16 protein-coding genes are annotated in these 17,197 nt (G+C 72.9%); 6 read left to right on the top strand and 10 right to left on the bottom strand.

Annotated features, from left to right (window positions below; translation table 11 throughout):
• Positions 1–151 precede the first annotated feature (151 nt).
• From HA039_RS20840 to rsmI, 6 genes are all read right to left on the bottom strand, one after another.
• Positions 152–1,060 carry a 4-(cytidine 5'-diphospho)-2-C-methyl-D-erythritol kinase gene (locus HA039_RS20840; protein ID WP_167032226.1) on the bottom strand — a complete coding sequence of 303 codons (909 nt, stop codon included), beginning with the start codon at positions 1,058–1,060 and terminating at the stop codon, positions 152–154.
• Positions 1,057–2,007, bottom strand: a complete 951-nt coding sequence (gene rsmA, locus HA039_RS20835) for a 16S rRNA (adenine(1518)-N(6)/adenine(1519)-N(6))-dimethyltransferase RsmA (RefSeq protein ID WP_243869628.1) — start codon at positions 2,005–2,007, stop codon at positions 1,057–1,059. Before rsmA ends, HA039_RS20840 begins: the two co-directional genes overlap by 4 nt.
• A 133-nt stretch (positions 2,008–2,140) precedes the next feature.
• Positions 2,141–3,619: a resuscitation-promoting factor gene (locus tag HA039_RS20830; RefSeq protein WP_279592858.1), complete on the bottom strand. Its 1,479-nt coding sequence runs from the start codon at positions 3,617–3,619 to the stop codon at positions 2,141–2,143.
• A 148-nt stretch (positions 3,620–3,767) separates the two neighbouring features.
• Complete coding sequence (locus HA039_RS20825) at positions 3,768–4,646, bottom strand: TatD family hydrolase (protein WP_167032223.1); 879 nt, start codon at positions 4,644–4,646, stop codon at positions 3,768–3,770.
• A 35-nt stretch (positions 4,647–4,681) separates the two neighbouring features.
• A complete protein-coding gene (locus tag HA039_RS20820) occupies positions 4,682–5,134 on the bottom strand; it encodes a hypothetical protein (protein WP_167032220.1) in 453 nt (150 codons plus the stop codon).
• Between the two features lie 203 nt (positions 5,135–5,337).
• Positions 5,338–6,213 carry a 16S rRNA (cytidine(1402)-2'-O)-methyltransferase gene (gene rsmI / locus HA039_RS20815; protein ID WP_208298829.1) on the bottom strand — a complete coding sequence of 292 codons (876 nt, stop codon included), beginning with the start codon at positions 6,211–6,213 and terminating at the stop codon, positions 5,338–5,340.
• Between the two features lie 248 nt (positions 6,214–6,461).
• Between rsmI and HA039_RS20810 the strand changes: the two genes are divergently transcribed.
• Positions 6,462–8,189 (top strand): dolichyl-phosphate-mannose--protein mannosyltransferase, encoded by a 1,728-nt coding sequence (locus HA039_RS20810; protein WP_167032217.1) that lies wholly within the window; start codon positions 6,462–6,464, stop codon positions 8,187–8,189.
• A 52-nt stretch (positions 8,190–8,241) separates the two neighbouring features.
• Here the strand turns inward: HA039_RS20810 and HA039_RS20805 are convergent, their stop codons facing one another.
• Together HA039_RS20805 and HA039_RS20800 are read right to left on the bottom strand one after the other, a co-directional pair.
• Complete coding sequence (locus tag HA039_RS20805; RefSeq protein ID WP_167032214.1) at positions 8,242–8,640, bottom strand: hypothetical protein; 399 nt, start codon at positions 8,638–8,640, stop codon at positions 8,242–8,244.
• Positions 8,641–8,677: 37 nt separating this feature from the next.
• Positions 8,678–9,586, bottom strand: a complete 909-nt coding sequence (locus HA039_RS20800; RefSeq protein ID WP_167032211.1) for an SMI1/KNR4 family protein — start codon at positions 9,584–9,586, stop codon at positions 8,678–8,680.
• A 185-nt stretch (positions 9,587–9,771) separates the two neighbouring features.
• On the opposite strand from HA039_RS20800, the gene HA039_RS20795 reads away from it, so the two are divergent.
• From HA039_RS20795 to HA039_RS20785, 3 genes are all read left to right on the top strand, one after another.
• Entirely contained in the window at positions 9,772–11,181 is a 1,410-nt protein-coding gene (locus HA039_RS20795) for a mycothione reductase (RefSeq protein WP_167032208.1), read from the top strand.
• Between the two features lie 187 nt (positions 11,182–11,368).
• Positions 11,369–13,012 (top strand): penicillin-binding transpeptidase domain-containing protein, encoded by a 1,644-nt coding sequence (locus tag HA039_RS20790; RefSeq protein ID WP_167032205.1) that lies wholly within the window; start codon positions 11,369–11,371, stop codon positions 13,010–13,012.
• Positions 13,013–13,188: 176 nt separating this feature from the next.
• Complete coding sequence (locus HA039_RS20785; protein WP_167032202.1) at positions 13,189–14,040, top strand: DMT family transporter; 852 nt, start codon at positions 13,189–13,191, stop codon at positions 14,038–14,040.
• 93 nt (positions 14,041–14,133) lie between these two features.
• On the opposite strand, the gene HA039_RS20780 is transcribed toward HA039_RS20785, so the two are convergent.
• On the bottom strand, positions 14,134–14,622 hold the full coding sequence (locus tag HA039_RS20780; protein ID WP_167032199.1) for a GNAT family N-acetyltransferase: 489 nt from the start codon (positions 14,620–14,622) through the stop codon (positions 14,134–14,136).
• Between the two features lie 132 nt (positions 14,623–14,754).
• Here HA039_RS20780 and HA039_RS20775 point away from each other — a divergent pair, with 132 nt between their 5' ends.
• Both HA039_RS20775 and HA039_RS20770 read left to right on the top strand, forming a co-directional pair.
• A complete protein-coding gene (locus tag HA039_RS20775; RefSeq protein ID WP_208298669.1) occupies positions 14,755–15,660 on the top strand; it encodes a hypothetical protein in 906 nt (301 codons plus the stop codon).
• Positions 15,661–15,736: 76 nt separating this feature from the next.
• Positions 15,737–16,213 carry a hypothetical protein gene (locus tag HA039_RS20770; RefSeq protein ID WP_243869626.1) on the top strand — a complete coding sequence of 159 codons (477 nt, stop codon included), beginning with the start codon at positions 15,737–15,739 and terminating at the stop codon, positions 16,211–16,213.
• A 22-nt stretch (positions 16,214–16,235) separates the two neighbouring features.
• On the opposite strand, the gene HA039_RS20765 is transcribed toward HA039_RS20770, so the two are convergent.
• Positions 16,236–16,982: an SDR family NAD(P)-dependent oxidoreductase gene (locus HA039_RS20765; RefSeq protein WP_243869624.1), complete on the bottom strand. Its 747-nt coding sequence runs from the start codon at positions 16,980–16,982 to the stop codon at positions 16,236–16,238.
• Positions 16,983–17,197: the final 215 nt, after the last annotated feature.

The following is a 17,197-nucleotide window of genomic DNA, read 5'->3' as shown; positions in this document are numbered from 1 at the left end:
GGCCTTGACCGCACCCAAGATGTCAAGCTGACCCAGCCGATCAAGCGTGTCGACAACTCTAGTGTTCCTGAGGTGGCGCATGCGCTCATACGGACCTGACGCCTACTCCCCTTTGAGGCCGTCAGGCATTGAGCGAAGTCTCTCTGACTGCTCAGACCCGATCCAGCCCCACCACCGTGGCGCCCCGGGCCGGGGAGGTGGTCGGGCGGGCGGTGTGGCAGGTGCCGGAGGACTGGAGGGCTGTGGCTACCTGGGTGGCGGTTTCCTCGTCCTTGGTCAGGAAGGCCGTCGTGGGGCCCGAGCCGGAGACCAGGGCGGCCAGGGCGCCCGCCGTGGTGCCTGTGGTGAGGGTGGCGGCCAGGGACGGGCGGAGGGAGAGGGCCGCGGGCTGGAGGTCGTTGGAGAGGGTGTCGGCCAGGGCTGCCGCGTCGCCGGTGCGCAGGGCGTCCAGGAGGGCCGGGTCGGGGGTGGGGGGCGGGATGGCCTTGCCGGCCGCGAGGCGGTCGAACTCCTGGAAGACCGTGGGCGTCGAGAGGCCGCCGTCCGCGACCGCGAACACCCAGTGGAAGGCGCCGCCCACCGCGAGGGGGGTGAGCTGTTCGCCGCGGCCGACGCCGAGGGCCGCGCCGCCCAGCAGGCTGAACGGCACGTCGCTGCCCAACTCGGCGCAGAGGGACAGGAGTTCGGACTGCGGGGAGTTGAGCGACCAGAGCGTGTCGCAGGCCAGGAGGGCGCCCGCGCCGTCCGCGCTGCCGCCCGCCATGCCGCCCGCGACCGGGATGTCCTTGGCGATGTGGATGTGCACCCGGGGGTCGATGCCGTGCCGGGCCGCCAGGGCCAGGGCCGCGCGGGCCGCGAGGTTGGTGGTGTCCAGGGGGACCCGGTCCGCGCCGGGGCCCGTGCACGTGATGCGCAGCTCGTCGGCCGGGGTGACCGTGATCTCGTCGTAAAGGCCGACGGCGAGGAAGACGTTCGCCAGGTCGTGGAAGCCGTCGGGGCGCGCGGCGCCCACGGCCAGCTGGACGTTGACCTTGGCGGGGACTCGTACGGTGACGCTCACGCGCCGGGCTCCTTCGAGGTGGGGAGGGAGGAGGGGGAGGAGGGGGAGGGGGGCGTGTTCCGGGGTGGGGTCTCGGGTGGTTTCGATTCCGCGATCCTCGCGAACTCCTCCACCGTCAGCCCCTCCCCCCGCGCCTGCGGCGACACCCCCGCCGCCACCAGGGCCGCCTCCGCCGCCGGGGCCGAGCCCGCCCATCCCGCGAGGGCCGCGCGCAGGGTCTTGCGGCGCTGGGCGAAGGCCGCGTCCACGACCGCGAAGACCTCCGTCCTGGAGGCCGACGTGGCGAGCGGTTCCTTCCTGCGCACCAGCGAGACGAGGCCGGAGTCCACGTTGGGCGCGGGCCAGAAGACCGTACGGCCGATGGATCCGGCGCGCTTGACGTCCGCGTACCAGTTGGCCTTCACCGACGGCACGCCGTACACCTTGTTGCCGGGGCCGGCCGCCAGCCGGTCCGCGACCTCCGCCTGGACCATCACGAGCGTGCGCTCGATGGTCGGGAAGTGCTCCAGCATGTGGAGGAGGACGGGCACGGCGACGTTGTACGGGAGGTTCGCGACGAGCGCGGTCGGCGGCGGGCCCGGCAGTTCCGTGACCTGCATCGCGTCGGAGTGCACCAGCGAGAAGCGGTCGGCGCGCGCGGGCATCCGCGCCTGGACCGTCGCGGGCAGGGCTGCGGCGAGCACGTCGTCGATCTCGACGGCGACGACCCGGTCCGCGACCTCCAGGAGCGCCAGGGTGAGGGAGCCGAGTCCCGGCCCGACCTCCACGACGACGTCGTCGGGGCGTACCCCGGCGGTGCGGACGATCCTGCGGACGGTGTTGGCGTCGATCACGAAGTTCTGCCCGCGCTGCTTTGTCGGGCGTACGCCCAGCGCCGCGGCCAGTTCACGGATGTCCGCGGGGCCCAGCAGGGCGTAGGTGTCGGGCGGCGGCTCAGTGGTGCTCACCGGGTAAGCCTACGGTCAACCGGTGGGGGCGATGTCCGGACCGCCTTGCCGGGAGGGGACGGGGGCGATGGCCGGACCGTCTTGCCGGCCGCCGTGGACCGCTGTCGGCCGGTGGGGCGCGGCTGCGTGCGCCTCACCCCGTCAGCCGTCGGCCGCAGTGCGGCCACGGGCTCGCGCCCCGCTGTACGTACAGCTTCTTCGCGCGGAACGTCTGCTCCGACGCCGGGGCGTCCTGCGGGCGCCCGCTGCCGCCCAGGGACTGCCAGGTCCCCACGTCGAACTGGTAGAGCCCGCCGTAGTTCCCCGACGGATCGACCGCCCCCGGGCGCCCGCCCGACTCGCAGGCGGCGAGTCCGCTCCAGTTCAGGCCGTCCGCGCCCGCGACGGACGTCGGCATCACCTTCGTACCGACCCTGACCCGCTGGGTGACCGGGTCACGGACGATCTCGTCGTGGAGCCTGCGGGGCTTCTGCCGTACGCCGTTGACGGTGCGCAGCGCGTACGTGACCCGGCGCGCGCCCTGCCGTCCCTGCCGGTCGACGACCTCCGTGCCCTTGAAGAGCGTGGCGTCGAGGGTCTTCACGGTCGTGTACGGGATCGCCTCCTCCCGCACCTCCTCGCGGCCCGTGATGCGCAGGACCGTGACCGTCTGGCCGTCGCGCGGGAAGCTGTCGCGCGCGACGGACGTGGTGTCCTCGCCGCGCAGGGTGATGCCGGCCTGGGAGAGGGCCTCGCCGACGGTCGCCGCGTTGGTGCGGATCGTGCGCTCGCGGCCGTCGGCCATGAAGGTCACGGTGCGTTCGGTGCGGACGTCGAGGGCGAGGCCGTGGCGGGCGATCGGGGCGGACCGCGAGACGGACAGGAACGCGCCTTCGGCCCGCACGCCCAGTTGGCGCAGGGCTCCGTCGACGGTGCGGGCCGTCGTCCAGACCTGGCGGCGGTGGCCGTCGAGGGTGAGCTGTACGGGGCGGCCGTAGCGGACGACGACCTCGTCGCCGCTGGCCAGTTCGGCGCCGGGCGCGGGGGCGATGATGTCGTGCGCGCCGACGGTGACACCCTCGTCGGCCAGCAGTTCCGCGACGTTGTCGGCGAAGGTGTGCATGGTGCGGGGGACGCCGTCGACGCTCAGCTCGACGGCTTTGTCGTTGGCCACGAAGGCGGAGGTGCCGCCGGCGAGGAAGGCGACGACGAGGGCCTGGGGGACGAGGCGGCGGAGGTTGCCGGGGGTGGCGGCGGGCGCGGCTTCGCTCTGGGCGCGCGGTGGTGCGGGGCGTCCGCGGCGGTGCGAGGAATGACGAGCGGGGGTGGGGGGCGGGGCGAGGGCGGGGGCAGGGGCGGGGGTGCTCTGCTGCTGGGGGAGGACGGGGGGCTGGGGGCCGTACGGCTCGTACGGTACGGGCGGCTCGTACGGCTCGTTCGACGCGGGCGCCTCGTACGCCTCGTACGGCACCGGAGCCTCGTACCCCCCGCCGTACGGCTCCTGTCCCCCGTACGGGAGCGTCGGCGCCACCCGTCTCAGGTCCAGCGTCTCCACCAGCTCGGCCGTTTCGACGGCCCTGGCACCGCGGTGCCCGCCGCGTGCGGCCCGGTGACTGCCTTGCGCATTGCTCACGACGCTCCAGGGGGATCCGGTCGGCACCGCCGCGATCGACGGTGCGGCCGGGACACTAGCGGAGCTTCGGTCACTCTCCAAAGCGACTCGACCACTCAGCGTCGCGACGCTACCCTGCCCGCCGCGCCCGCCCCGCCCGCCGACGGCTTCAGGACGACCCGTACCCGAACGCCTGTGCCGTATTGCGCGCGATCGCCTCCGCCAGCGCGTCTTCCCCGATCCCCCGCACCTCGGCCATCGCGCGCAAAGTGACCGGAATCAGATAGGGCGCATTCGGGCGGCCCCGGTAGGGCGCCGGTGTGAGAAAGGGCGCATCCGTCTCGACAAGCACCCGTTCCAATGGCGCTATTGTGAGCGCGTCACGCAACGGCTGAGCGTTCTTGAATGTGACATTGCCTGCAAAGGACATGTAGTAACCGGCGGCCGAACAAATTTCGGCCATTTCCGCGTCACCTGAATAACAATGGAACACCGTACGCTCCGGAGCCCCTTCTTCCACCAGGATGCGCAGCACGTCCGCGTGCGCCTCGCGGTCGTGGATGACCAGCGCCTTGCCGTGCCGTTTGGCCATCTCGATGTGGGCGCGGAACGAGCGCTCCTGCGCGGCGACGCCGTCGGGCCCTGTCCGGAAATAGTCGAGACCGGTCTCGCCGACCGCCCGTACGTGGGGCAGCGCGGCCAGCCGGTCGATCTCCGTGAGCGCGTCGTCGAGCGCGGCGTCGCCGCCTCCGGGTCGTTCGCCCTGCCGCGACCAGCCGTCGGGGTCGCCGAGCACGATCCGGGGGGCTTCGTTGGGGTGCAGGGCCACGGCCGCGTGGACGTTCTCGTACGCGGCCGCCGTGTCGGCGGCCCACCGGGACCCCTTGAGGTCGCACCCCACCTGGACCACAGTCTCCACACCGACCGAGGCGGCCTTCTTCAGGGCGTCCTCGACCGTGCCGCTCTGCATGTCCAGGTGGGTGTGCGAATCCGCGACCGGCACCCGGAGGGGCTCGGGCAACGGTGGCGCGGCCTGTTTCGAACTCATGGGCGCGATCCTACGAGAGGACCGCGCCCAGGGGTTCACCTGCGGTGGTGGAACGGGTGCAGCAGGTCCGACAGGTGCCAGTGGTGGTGGACGGTCCTCCCCGAGACCCCGTCCGCCAACTCGCCCCCGTCGCCCTGCGCGGGCACCGTCGCGCTGTTCTCCGCCTCCTCGGACGCCCCGGCGGCCTTGCCGTTCCTGGCCGCCTTGGTCGTCCTCGCGGGCTCGTACCGCTGCATCGCCAGTGCCCTCACCGACGACACCTGCCCGGACCTCATGATCCGTACGACGTGTCCCCCGCAGTTGCCGCAGGACGGGCTGGAGAGCGGGGAAGGAACCCGCACACCGCCTGCCTTGTATACGACGAAATTCTGGCCCGTGCCGTCGACGTGGTGCTCTATGTCGTAGGCCTGCTCCCAGCCATGACCACAGCGCATGCAGCAGAACGCATATGCCTCGTGAGCGACGGCGGTGCCGGTAATCTCAGTCATGCCAGCTCCTCTCCACTACTTCAGTGGACGCCTATGACGGCGGGAGCGCATCAGGCTCTGTGGATTAATGGAGCGGTCTTGGCCTTCTCATGTCCAAAGGGCCGGGAACCCGGTCTGCGCTTTGCATTTCGCGATCGTCCTTTACCTTCCGGGGAGGCGGTTGGCTTCCGGGGAGGCGCTTACGAGTGCCCGCGGCCGCTCCGTCACGCGCCGTCGCGCGCCGCGTTCGTCGGCCCGTCCTTCGCCGCGTTCTTCGCCGCGTTCTTCGCCGCCACCACCGCGTCGAACACCTCGCGCTTGGGCAGCCCCGCCTCGGTGGCCACGGCCGCGATCGCCTCCTTGCGCCGCTCGCCCGCCTCCTCCCGCACCAGCACCCTGCGCACCAGCTCCTCCGGGGCCAGGTCGGTGGCCCCCGGCGCCGGCGCGCCCTCGACCACGACGGTGATCTCGCCCCGTACGCCTTCGGCCGCCCAGGCCGCCAGCTCGCCGAGGCCGCCGCGTCTGATCTCCTCGTACGTCTTGGTCAACTCGCGGCAGACGGCGGCCCTGCGGTCGGCGCCGAAGACCTCGGCCATCGCGGCGAGGCTGTCGTCCAGGCGGTGCGGGGCCTCGAAGTAGACCAGGGTGCGGCGCTCGCCGGCCGCCTCGCGGAGCCGGCTGAGGCGTTCGCCCGCCTTGCGGGGCAGGAAGCCCTCGAAGCAGAAGCGGTCGACGGGCAGGCCGGAGAGGGCGAGCGCGGTCAGGACGGCGGACGGTCCCGGGACGGCGGTGACCCGGATGTCCCGCTCGACCGCGGCGGCCACCAGCCGGTAGCCGGGGTCGGAGACGGACGGCATGCCCGCGTCCGTGACGAGCAACACACGCGCGCCGCCCGCCAGCGCCTCGACCAGGTCGGGGGTCCTGGCCGACTCGTTGGCCTCGAAGTAGGACACGATCCGGCCACGGGGCTGCACGCCGAGCGCCTGGGTGAGCCGGCGCAGCCGCCGGGTGTCCTCGGCGGCGATGACGTCGGCCGTCTCCAGCTCCGCGGTGAGGCGGGGCGGGGCGTCGCCGAAGTCGCCGATGGGGGTGCCGGCCAGGACGAGGACGCCGCCGGTGGCGCCGGGGTGGTAGGTGGCGGGCTCCAGGGGGAGGTCGTCGTCGGCGTCCCTCACGACGTCATTCGGTTCGTACGACGCGGCCGACGGGGACGCACCACCCGGCGGGCGGGATTCGTGCGCTTCGTACGGCTCGTTCGGTCCCGGCGTTGCCTGCGTTCCGTTCACATCCGTCATCCTCGCAGGGCGCGACGCGCACCACTCACAGCGGTGTTCCCTACGATGGCGCGGTGACCAGTACTGCGCCAGAAGCCCTCCACGGGCCCGACGCCGGCGACAAGCCGCCCTCATGGCCCCAGCGGCTGCGCCGATTCGGCCATGTGCCCCGGCCGGTGATCGGGCTCCGCGAGCGGCTGGTGCCGCCGTTCGCCGAACCCTCCGGGCGCCTGTGGGCGGTCCTCGCGTGCCCGCCCGCCCTCGCGGCGCGGCTGACGCGCTGGTCGGCGTGGGGCGGGCCGCTGCTGATCACGCTGGTCGCCGGGGTGCTGCGGTTCTGGCACCTGGGGTCACCCAAGGCGGTGATATTCGACGAGACGTACTACGCCAAGGACGCCTGGGCCCTGATGCACCAGGGGTACGAGGGGGACTGGAAGCTCAAGGACGTCGACAAGCTGATCCTGGCGGACCCGTCGAAGGTCGCGGTGCCGTCCGACCCCGGCTATGTCGTGCATCCGCCGGTGGGCAAGTGGGTCATCGGGCTCGGGGAGGAGATGTTCGGCCTCAACCCGTTCGGCTGGCGTTTCATGGTGGCGGTGCTCGGCACGCTGTCGGTGCTGCTGCTGTGCCGGATCGGGCGGCGGCTGTTCCGTTCGACGTTCCTGGGGTGTCTGGCGGGGGCGCTGCTGACGGTCGACGGCCTGCACTTCGTCATGAGCCGTACGGCGCTGCTCGACCTGATCCTGATGTTCTTCGTGCTGGCCGCGTTCGGGTGTCTGCTGCTCGACCGCGACTGGGCCCGGGGCAGACTGGCCGCGGCCCTGCCCGAGGACGCGGAGGGCGTCCTGCGGCCGGACGTCCGGGTCGCGGAGCACCTGCGCCTCGGCTGGCGGCCGTGGCGGCTCGCGGCGGGGCTGATGATCGGGCTGGCCATCGGGACGAAGTGGAGCGGCCTGTACGTCCTGGTCGCCTTCGCGGTGATGACGGTGCTGTGGGACGTCGGCGCGCGCCGCACGGCGGGGGCGGTACGCCCGTACCGGGCCGTGATCCGGCTCGACCTCCTGCCGGCCTTCGTGTCGACGGTGCCGGTGGCGGTGGCGACGTATCTGGCGTCCTGGACGGGCTGGTTCGTCACGGACAACGGCTACTTCCGCAACTGGGCGAGCACGGGTGAGGGCAAGGGCGGGCACTTCACGTGGCTGCCGGACTCGATCCGGAGCCTGTGGCACTACGAGTACGAGGTCTTCCAGTTCCACACGAACCTGACCTCGGGGCACACGTACCAGTCGAACCCGTGGAGCTGGATCGTCCTGGGCCGGCCCGTCTCGTACTTCTACGAGTCCCCGTCGCCCGGCACGGACGGCTGTCCGGCGTCGACCACGGGCAAGTGCGCGCGCGAGGTCCTGGCGCTCGGCACGCCGCTGCTGTGGTGGGCGGCCGCGTTCGCCCTGCTGTTCCTGCTGTGGCGGTGGATCTTCCGCCGCGACTGGCGCGCGGGGGCGATCGCGTGCGCGGTGGCGGCGGGGTGGCTGCCGTGGTTCCACTACCAGGAGCGCACGATCTTCCTCTTCTACGCGGTCATCTTCGTCCCGTTCCTGTGCCTGGCGGTCGCGATGATGATCGGCGCGATGCTGGGCCCGGCGGGCTCGGACGAACGCCGCAGAACGATCGGCGCGGTGGGCGCGGGCGTCCTGGTCCTGCTGATCATCTGGAACTTCATCTACTTCTGGCCCCTGTACACGGGGACGTCGATCCCGGTGGACTCGTGGCGGAACAGGATGTGGTTCGACACCTGGGTGTAGCCCTCCCGCCCCGGGGCGTCGTGAGGGGGGCGTTGCCGGGGACTGGGGGGCTCTACCAGAGGGTGGCTGGGCCTGAGAGGTGCCAGCCTGCGTCTGTCGGCTTGATCCAGAAGCTCAGGGCCACCTCTATGACGCGTTCGTGGTAGGTGATCGTGACGTAGACGTGGCTGCCGGTGTGGCCCCAGGAGAAGTCCGCCAGGGCCAGTTCGTCGAGCCAGGAGAAGTCGCGCTCCCACTCGCCGGCGGTGAAGGGGCTCTCCTCGCCGTCCACGATGCCGTCCGCCTCGACCGAGCCGGACCACAGCGACTCGAGCACGTGGCGGACCGACGTATAGGTGTGGTCGACGAGTTGTTCGGCCTCCGGGATCCGCCGGGCCCGGAGGTGCTCGAAGTAGCGCCGGACGGTGTCCTCGACGTCGGCCTCGGCGGGTTGCTCGGTCCAGGTCTTCACCGTTCCCACGGTAGGGGGTTCTCCGTGCGGCGGGTCGTCAGTCGGTCAGGGGGTACCAGGCGCGCCCCTCCCCGCTCCACACCAACGCCCCGTCGGTCAGGCCGGGTCGGTCCCGGGTGGCCAGGGCCGGGGCTTCCAGCATGTCGGCCACCTCTTCCAAGTAGGTGACCAGGGTGTCGAGTTCGTCGGCCGGGGGTTCGTTGTGGCGGGACCAGCGGCCCAGGTGGCCGGTCGCGGTGTCCAGGTACAGGCCGGAGGTGCTGTCGGCCGGGCGCAGGGAGATGACCGGGATCCAGGTGGCCTGCCACGCGGTGAAGCGGTCGTACTCGGGACGGTCCGCGCGGAAGGTGTCCTCGGGGGCCCGGGACTCCACGCGGGAGCGGTACGACGCGGCCACGGCGTCCAGGGTCATCAGGGCCTGGTTGCCGGGCAGGCAGCCCGCGCCGCCGACGCCGTCGTCGCCCGCGGTCAGGGACCACAGGGCGCGCAGGGCGGGGGGTATCGGGGTGCCGAGGTCGCGTTCCAGGGCGCTGAGGGTGGCGGGGTCGGCGCCGGGGCGGAGCGCGGCGTGGGACGCGGAGGCGTACCGCAGGAGCCAGCGGGTCACGCGCTGCCAGGCGTCGGTGACCTCTCGTACGGTGAGCGCGTCCGTGGCGGCCGGGTCGGCCTCGTGGGCCGGGGGCCGGGCGGGTGCGGCGGAGGGGGTCGGGGTCGCGTCGCGTATCTCGATCCGGCCGGGCTCGCGCAGGTAGTGGACGCGCAGGGTCGGGCAGTCCTCGAACAGGTCGCCGTCCACCATCACGGTGAGGATGCCGGGCGGGCCCGCGGGCCGGCCCAGTTCCGGTTCCTCGGCGAGGCGGCCGGCCAGGACCTTGAGGGCGTAGGGGACGCCGGCTCCGAGTCCGACGGCGGTGTCGCGTAAGCGCGGGGAGAGTTCGACGTTCATGGTGCGTGCGGTGTTCCTCGGCTGGTGGTGGGGCTGATGGGGCTGGTGGGGTCCTTGCGTAGGAGCTTCCCAGCAGGAGGTGCGCCGTGCGGACCGGGGTGGGGGTGGGGTTGGTGTTGCCGGGGGTGGGCGTGGAGACTCGGTGGTCCGTAGCAGCGTTACGAGCAGCGAGGACGGATCAACGGATGCGCCATTACGACCTCGTCATCATCGGTTCCGGTTCGGGGAACTCGATCGTGGACGAGCGGTTCGCCCAGTGGGACGTGGCGATAGTGGAGAAGGGCATCGGGCCCGACTCCGTGTACGGGGGGACGTGCCTGAACGTCGGGTGCATCCCGACGAAGATGTTCGTGCACGCCGCGGACACCGCCCGTACCCCCGCCGGGTCCGGACGGCTCGGTGTGGACCTGGAGTTGCGGGGCGTGCGGTGGGCCGAGATCCGGGACCGGATCTTCGGGCGCATCGACCCCATCGCGGCCGGCGGTGAGCGCTACCGCGCCGAGGGCAGCCCCAACGTCACGCTGATCAAGGGGACCGCCCGCTTCACCGGGCCGCGGGAGCTGGTCGTGGAGACCGCCGCCGGGCCCGAGGTCGTCACGGCCGACCGCGTCGTCGTCGCCGCCGGGAGCCGCCCCGCCGTCCCCGACGTACCGGGCCTCGACACGGCCGGGTACCTCACCAGCGACACCGTGATGCGCCTGGACGAGCTGCCTCCGCGCATGATCGTCATGGGCACCGGGTTCGTGGGCGTCGAGCTGGCGCACGTCTTCTCCGCCCTCGGCGTCGAGGTCACCGTCATCGGCCGCTCGGGGCTGCTCCTGCGCAACGAGGACGCCGACATCGCCCGCCGCTTCACCGACATCGCCGGGCAGCGCTGGGACCTGCGCATGGACCGGCGGGCGCTGCGGGTCGAGCGCGAGGGCGGTGTCGTACGGGTGTACGTGGACGGGCCCGAGGGTCCCGAGACCCTGGAGGCCGAGGAACTCCTCGTCGCCACCGGCCGCGTCCCCAACACCGACCTGATCGACGCCGTCGCGGGCGGGCTCAAGCTCACCGACGACGGGCGGGTGTACGCCGACAGCACCCAGGCCACCTCCGTCGAGGGCGTCTGGGCGCTGGGCGACATCAGCTCCCCGTACCAGCTCAAGCACGTCGCCAACCACGAGGCGCGGGTCGTGCAGCACAACCTGCTGAACCCCGCGGCCCTCGTCGAGTCCGACCACCGGTTCGTGCCGCACGCCGTGTTCTCCGCGCCGAGGATCGCGTCGGTCGGCCTGACCGAGGACCAGGCGCGCCGGGACGGTGTCGAGTACGTGAGCGCGACCCACGCGTACGCGGACATCGCGTACGGCTGGGCGATGGAGGACACCACCGGCTTCGTCAAGCTGCTGGCGGACCCGATCACCGGGCTGCTCCTCGGCGCCCACATCATCGGGCCCGAGGCACCCACCCTGATCCAGCCAGTCATCCAGGCGATGCACTTCGGTCTCGACGCGCGCACGATGGCGCGCGGCCAGTACTGGATCCACCCGGCCATGCCGGAGTTGGTGGAGAACGCGCTGCTCAAGCTGGATCTGCGGGTGGCACCGGCGTAGGGAGGCCCGGCGTTCCCGGGGGTGCGGCGCACCGGGACGTCGCCCTCCGGCCGTCCGAATGTCATCGTCGCAGTCCGATAACACCCGGCCGCTCTGTCACACCTGTCCCGTAGAGTTCCCCCCGACTGCCTCCTTGAACGTGTTCAACGAACCGGTTCGGCGGAGGCTCCGGGGAGGGGACAGCGGGATGCGCAGCGGAGCGAAAGTGGCCGTCGTCGGCGGGGTGTTCGCCGTGGTCGTCGGTGGGGTGGGGTACGGGGCGCTCAACGTCTACAACGGGCTGGGCGACGGCGGGACGGGCGGCACCACCAACGCGTCGAAGTCCGAGGAGGTGAAGACCGGGCCGCTGAGCGCCGAGGAGATCGACACGGCGGCCAAGGACTTCCTCGCCGCGTGGGCGAGCGGCAAGGACCCGGCCGCGGCCGCGCAGTTGACCAACAACGCGGCCGAGGCCCAGTCCGTGCTGGCCGAGTACCGCGACGAGGCGCACGTCGCCTCCGCGGTCATCACCCCCGGGACGCCGGCCGGCGCGAAGGTGCCGTTCACCGTCAAGGCGACGGTCACGTACGAGGGCAAGAGCAAGCCGTGGTCGTACAGCTCCGAGCTGACCGTGGTGCGCGGCCTGACCACCGGCAAGCCGCTCGTCGACTGGGCGCCCAGCGTGATCCACCCCCAGCTGACCGCGGCCACCTCGCTGGTGACGGGCGAGGCGACGGTCCCGCCGATCGAGGCGGTCGACCGTAACGGCACCGAGCTGACGGCGGAGAAGTACCCGTCGCTCGCGGGCATCCTGGACGAACTGCGCAAGAAGTACGGCGAGGACGCGGGCGGCACGCCCGGCATCGAGCTCACCCTGCGCAACGACGACCCGGCCACCCCCAACCAGACCCTGCTGACGCTCACCAAGGGCAAGACGGGCAAGCTGCGCACGACGCTGGACGCGAACGTCCAGGCGGCGGCGGAGACGGCGGTGAAGAAGTTCAGCGAGGCGTCGGTCGCGGCCGTCAAGCCCAGTACGGGTGAGATCATCGCGGTCGCCAACAACCGTACCGACGGCTGGAACGCGGCGATGCTCGGCAAGCAGGCGCCGGGCTCCACGCTCAAGATCATGACCGCGGCGATGCTGATGGAGAAGGGCCTCGCGACCCCGGACGGGCCGGCCGACTGCTCCCCCGACGTGCTGTACCAGGGGCGTACGTTCACGAACCTCGACGGGTTCTCGATCCCCGGCGGGACCTTCGCGCAGAGCTTCGCCCGCTCCTGCAACACCGGCTTCATCCACTTCATCGACGACACGCACGACGACGCCGCGCTGAGCAAGGAGGCGCAGGAGGTCTTCGGCATCGGGCTCAACTGGCAGACGGGCGTGACGTCGTTCGACGGCAGCGTGCCGGCCGCGGCGGGCGGCGAGGCGGCGGCGCAGTACATCGGGCAGGGCACGGTGCAGATGAACGTGCTCAACCTGGCGTCGATCACGGCGACGGCGAAGAACGGCACGTTCCGGCAGCCGGTCATCGTGTCCAAGTCGCTGGACGACCGGCAGATCGCCTCCGCGCAGCGCTCGCTGCCGTCCGCCGTGTCCCAGAACCTGCGGTCCATGATGCGGCTGACCGCGACGGCCTCGTACGGCACGGCCACGCAGGCGATGTCGGGGCTGGGCGGCGACAAGGGCGCGAAGACCGGCTCGGCGGAGGTCGACAACCAGGCCGACTCCAACAGCTGGTTCACCGGCTACCAGAACGACCTCTCGGCCGCGGCCGTGGTCCAGTCCGGCGGACACGGCGCGGACGCGGCGGGACCGGTGGTGGCGGCGGTGCTGGGCGCGGGGTGAGCCGAGCCGCCCGGGGCGTTGCGGCGGGGGTGCTGGTGGGCGCGGGAGGTGGTTCGCGGCGCCCGTACCCCACCGGCTAGCGTGCTGACCGTGACCGAACCCGACACGGCGACACCCCGCACCGCACCGGCCGACGGCGTCCCCGTCCTCGTGGTGGACGTCCGCGAGCGCGCGGCGTGACTCCGCTCGTCGCCGTGGCGGTGCTGGTGGCCGCCCTGACCCACGCGTCCTGGAACGCCATCGCGCACACCATCCGCGACCAGCTCGTCGCCTTCACCCTGATCGCCGGGTCCGGCGCGGCGCTCGGCGTGGTGGCCGCCTGCTTCGCCCCGCCGCCGCACGCGGCGGCCTGGCCCTACCTCCTCGTCTCCGCCGCCCTGCACATCGCGTACCAGGCGCTGCTGATGCGGTCGTTCAGCCTCGGCGACTTCGGCCAGATGTACCCGATCGCGCGCGGCACGGCGCCCCTGGTGGTCACCGTGCTGGCCGCGCTCTTCGTGGGCGAGAAGCTCGACCTGTGGCAGGCGGCGGGGGTGGCGGTGGCGTCCGCGGGGCTGGTGGGGGTGGCGCTGTGGGGCATCAAGGGCTCGCGGACCAAGCCCCACTGGCCCGCGCTGGTCGCCGCGTTGGCGACTGGGCTGTCGATCGCCGCGTACACCGTCGTGGACGGGGTGGGGGTACGGAACGCGGGCTCGCCGATCGGCTACCTCGCGTGGCTGATGATCCTGGAGGGCGTCCTGATCCCGCTGTACGCGCTCCACGCGCGCGGCGCCGCAGTCCTGCTCCCCCAGCTCCGGCCGCACGCCGCGCTGGGGCTGCTGGGCGGCCTGCTGTCGGTCGTCGCGTACGGGCTGGTCCTGTGGGCGCAGACGCGGGCGGCGCTGGCCCCGATCGCGGCGCTGCGGGAGTCGTCGATCATCGTGGGCGCGGCGATAGGGGCGGTCTTCTTCAAGGAGCGCTTCGGCACGCCGAGGATCGCGGCGGCCGGGCTGATGGTGGTGGGGATCGGGCTGATGCTGCACACCTGAGGGGGCGGCACCGCGGCCCACGCGCCCGCACCGGTCGCGTACGGCCGCCCGGACCCCGGACCGCTCCCGCACGGACCGCTCCCGCCCGGCCGATCACGGACGCCGCAACTCCCGTACGTACGTGAGCGCCGGCCTGCCTCCCGCCACGGTCTCGCCCGTCTCCGTGAACCCGGTGCGGGTCAGGACCGCCCGTGAGGCGAGGTTGTCGCGGTCCGCGCCCGCCCGCAACGCCGTCAGGCCGTACTCCGCGGCGGCCAGGGTGAAGATCCGGCGGACGGCGACGGTGGCCAGCCCCCGCCCCGCCGCCTTCTCGGCGATCCGGAACCCCAACTCGGCGCAGCCGTCCGCCACATCCACGAGGTTCACCCGCCCCACCACCTCTCCCCCGTCCTCGACCAGCACGTGGAAGAAGCACAGCCCGTCGGCCTGCTCGGCGAGCAGCGCCCGGTGGCGGGCGTCGAAGTGCGCGAAGTAGGCGTCGCCGCGGTCCGTGACGGACGCGGCGAAGTAGGCGCGGTTCTCGCGCTCGAACGCGAGGACGGCCGGGGCGTGGTCGGGGCGCAGAAGCTGGAGTTCGGGCATGGGGGAACGGTACGTGGAGGGCCCCCCGCGTACCACGTCCCCCGGCTCCCGGGCCCCTGTCATCCGTCAGGACCGTGCGGGGCGGCCGCGCGACTACGTTCCCTCCCAGGCCAGGCGGAGGGGGACGGAATCGTGCGGCACAGGGGTGTTCTTCTGCTGGTCGTCGTGATGGCCGCCGTCCTCTCCGGGTGCGGTACGGAACCGGCCCCGCGGCCCGGATCCGCCGTCGCGGCGCGGCCGTTGACGGAGGCCGAGAAGCTGCGGATCGGGGACGCGCAGCAGCGGCTGATCCGCCGGTGCATGGCCGCCCGGGGCTTCCGCTACTGGGAGGCCGAGCGCCTGAGCCTGGAGGAGAGCCGCACGCTCGGCTACGTCTCCGACGACGTGGACTGGGCGCGTGAGCACGGTTACGGCAGCCGCATCCTGGCCAGGGAGGACCGCGCCCGGCGGGCCAACCCCAACGGCGTCTACCGCGCGGGGCTCCCCGAGGACCGCAGGAGGGCGTACGACAAGGCGCTCGACGAAGGCCTGGACGCCCGGATCGTCTCGGTGGACCTGCCGACCGGCGGGACCGTCCGCAAGCGGGTGGGCGGGTGTGTGGGCGAGTCCGAGCGGAAGTTGTACGGGGATCCGGTGACGTGGTTCCGCGCGGAGAAGACCGTCGGGAGCCTCCAACCGCTCTACGTACCCAAGGTGATGTCCGACCGGCGGTTCGCGGCCGCGCTCGGCGCGTGGTCGCGCTGCATGGAGCGGGCGGGGCACCCGTACGAGGACCCGGCGGCCGCCCGTACGGCCGGCCTGCGCGCGACGGCGGGGCCGGGGGCGGTGACGGCCGGCGCCTTCCGCACGGAGCGCGCCGTCGCGGTCGCCGACGCCCGCTGCGCCCGGGAGACCTCGCTGCGGTCCGTCGGCCGCGCGAGCGAGGCGCACCAGGTGGACCTGTTGCGTGACAGGTACGGCGACGCGCTGGACACGTACGCGCGGCTGCGGAGCGAGGCGCTCGCGCGTGCGGTGCGGATCGTCGGACCCCGTACCTGATCGTCGGGCCCCGTACCTGGCTGTCGGGCCCCGCACCTGATCAGCGGAGAAAGAGAAGAGACAGAGGAGACAAGGGATGACCATGCGCAGACTCAGCACCGTTCTCGCGATCCTCGGCCTGGCCGCGTTCGGCCTCGCCGCGCCCGCCCAGGCGGCCCCGCAAGGGGTCGGCTGCGGGGCCGAGTGGCACGGCCGGGACGGGACCGTCCGGGCCTGGCAGCACTACGACTGCGGAGGGATCGAACTGGGCAGCAGCACCGGCAACGACGCGTCCTGGGCGGACGGCGTGGGCTTCGAGGTGACGCGGTTCGCCGCCGACTGGGCCTCGTCCGTCATGAACAGCGGCTTCATCGGCGGCAGGGACGTCGTCGCCTTCTACCCGGAGGCGGGCTTCGGGGGCACCAGGGCCGCGTGCCTCTCGCCGAACGAGCTGTACGCGGACAACCTGACCGACAACTACTACCCGGGCACGCAGCTCGTGGTGAACGACCGCATCCGGTCGCACGCCTGGACGACGGCCGACGCGTGCGCGGCGGGCAGCTGGCTGTCCTGACCGTCACCTCGCGGCGGCGCGCTCAGGCCCCACCCCGCAGCGCCCGCCGCAGGCCGAGGTTGCTCGTCAGGATCCCGCCGTCCACCGGCAGGGTCACCCCGGTGATCCACGCGGCGTCCGCCGACGCGAGGAACGCGACCGCCGACGCGATGTCCTCCGGGGTGCCCACCCGGCCCGCCGGGTAGTGCGCGGCCGCGCGGTCCAGCGAGTCCTCGCGGCCGGCCCAGCCCTCGGTACGGATGGTGCCGGGGGCGACGAGGTTGACCCGTACCCCGCGGGGAGCGGCATGCCCGGCGAGGGTACGGGTCAGGCTCGCGAGGCCCGCCTTGGCCGCGCTGTAGGCGTGGTTGCCGAAGTCCTGCTCGCCGTTGACCGAGCCGATCGAGACGATCGCCCCGCGCCCCGAGGCCGCCAGGTGCGGCAGCGCGGCCCGCGCGCAGCGGAACGCCCCGGTGAGCGTGATGTCGAGGTCCCTGGCCCAGCCGTCGTCCGGCTCGTCCTCGAAGAGCGGTGCGTCGGGGGCGCAGGCGTACGCGTTGTTGACGAGGACGTCCAGGGAGCCGAAGTGCTCGACGGCGTACGCGACCGCCGCCTCGATCTCCGTACGGTCGGCGACGTCGCAGCGGTGCGCGAGGGCGCCCGGCACGGACGCGGCCGTGGCCCGCGCCCGCTCCTCGTCCAGGTCGGTGACGAGGACGCGGGCGCCCTCGGCGGCCAGGCGGCGCGCGGTGGCGGCGCCGATGCCCTGGCCGGCGCCGGTGATCAGCACCCCGTACCCGTCGAACCGTCGGCCACCGGGCCCGGGTTCCCCGGCCGGCCCGCCCGGGACCCCACTCCCGGCCGGCCCCGCCCCGGCCGACCCCTCCCCGGTCCGCCCTGACCCCGTCCGTCCCGCCTCCGGCTGATCCGCCTGTCGCATGTCGCTCACTCCGTCCGGCCGCCCGGCCCGTCCGGCCGGTGGTCCGGCGATCATGTCGCCGAACG

It is taken from the genome of Streptomyces liangshanensis (assembly GCF_011694815.1).
GTDB classification, from domain to species: Bacteria; Actinomycetota; Actinomycetes; order Streptomycetales; family Streptomycetaceae; genus Streptomyces; species Streptomyces liangshanensis.
The sequence above is the reverse complement of the archived record's forward strand: the minus strand, read 5'-3'. Positions and strand labels throughout refer to the sequence as shown.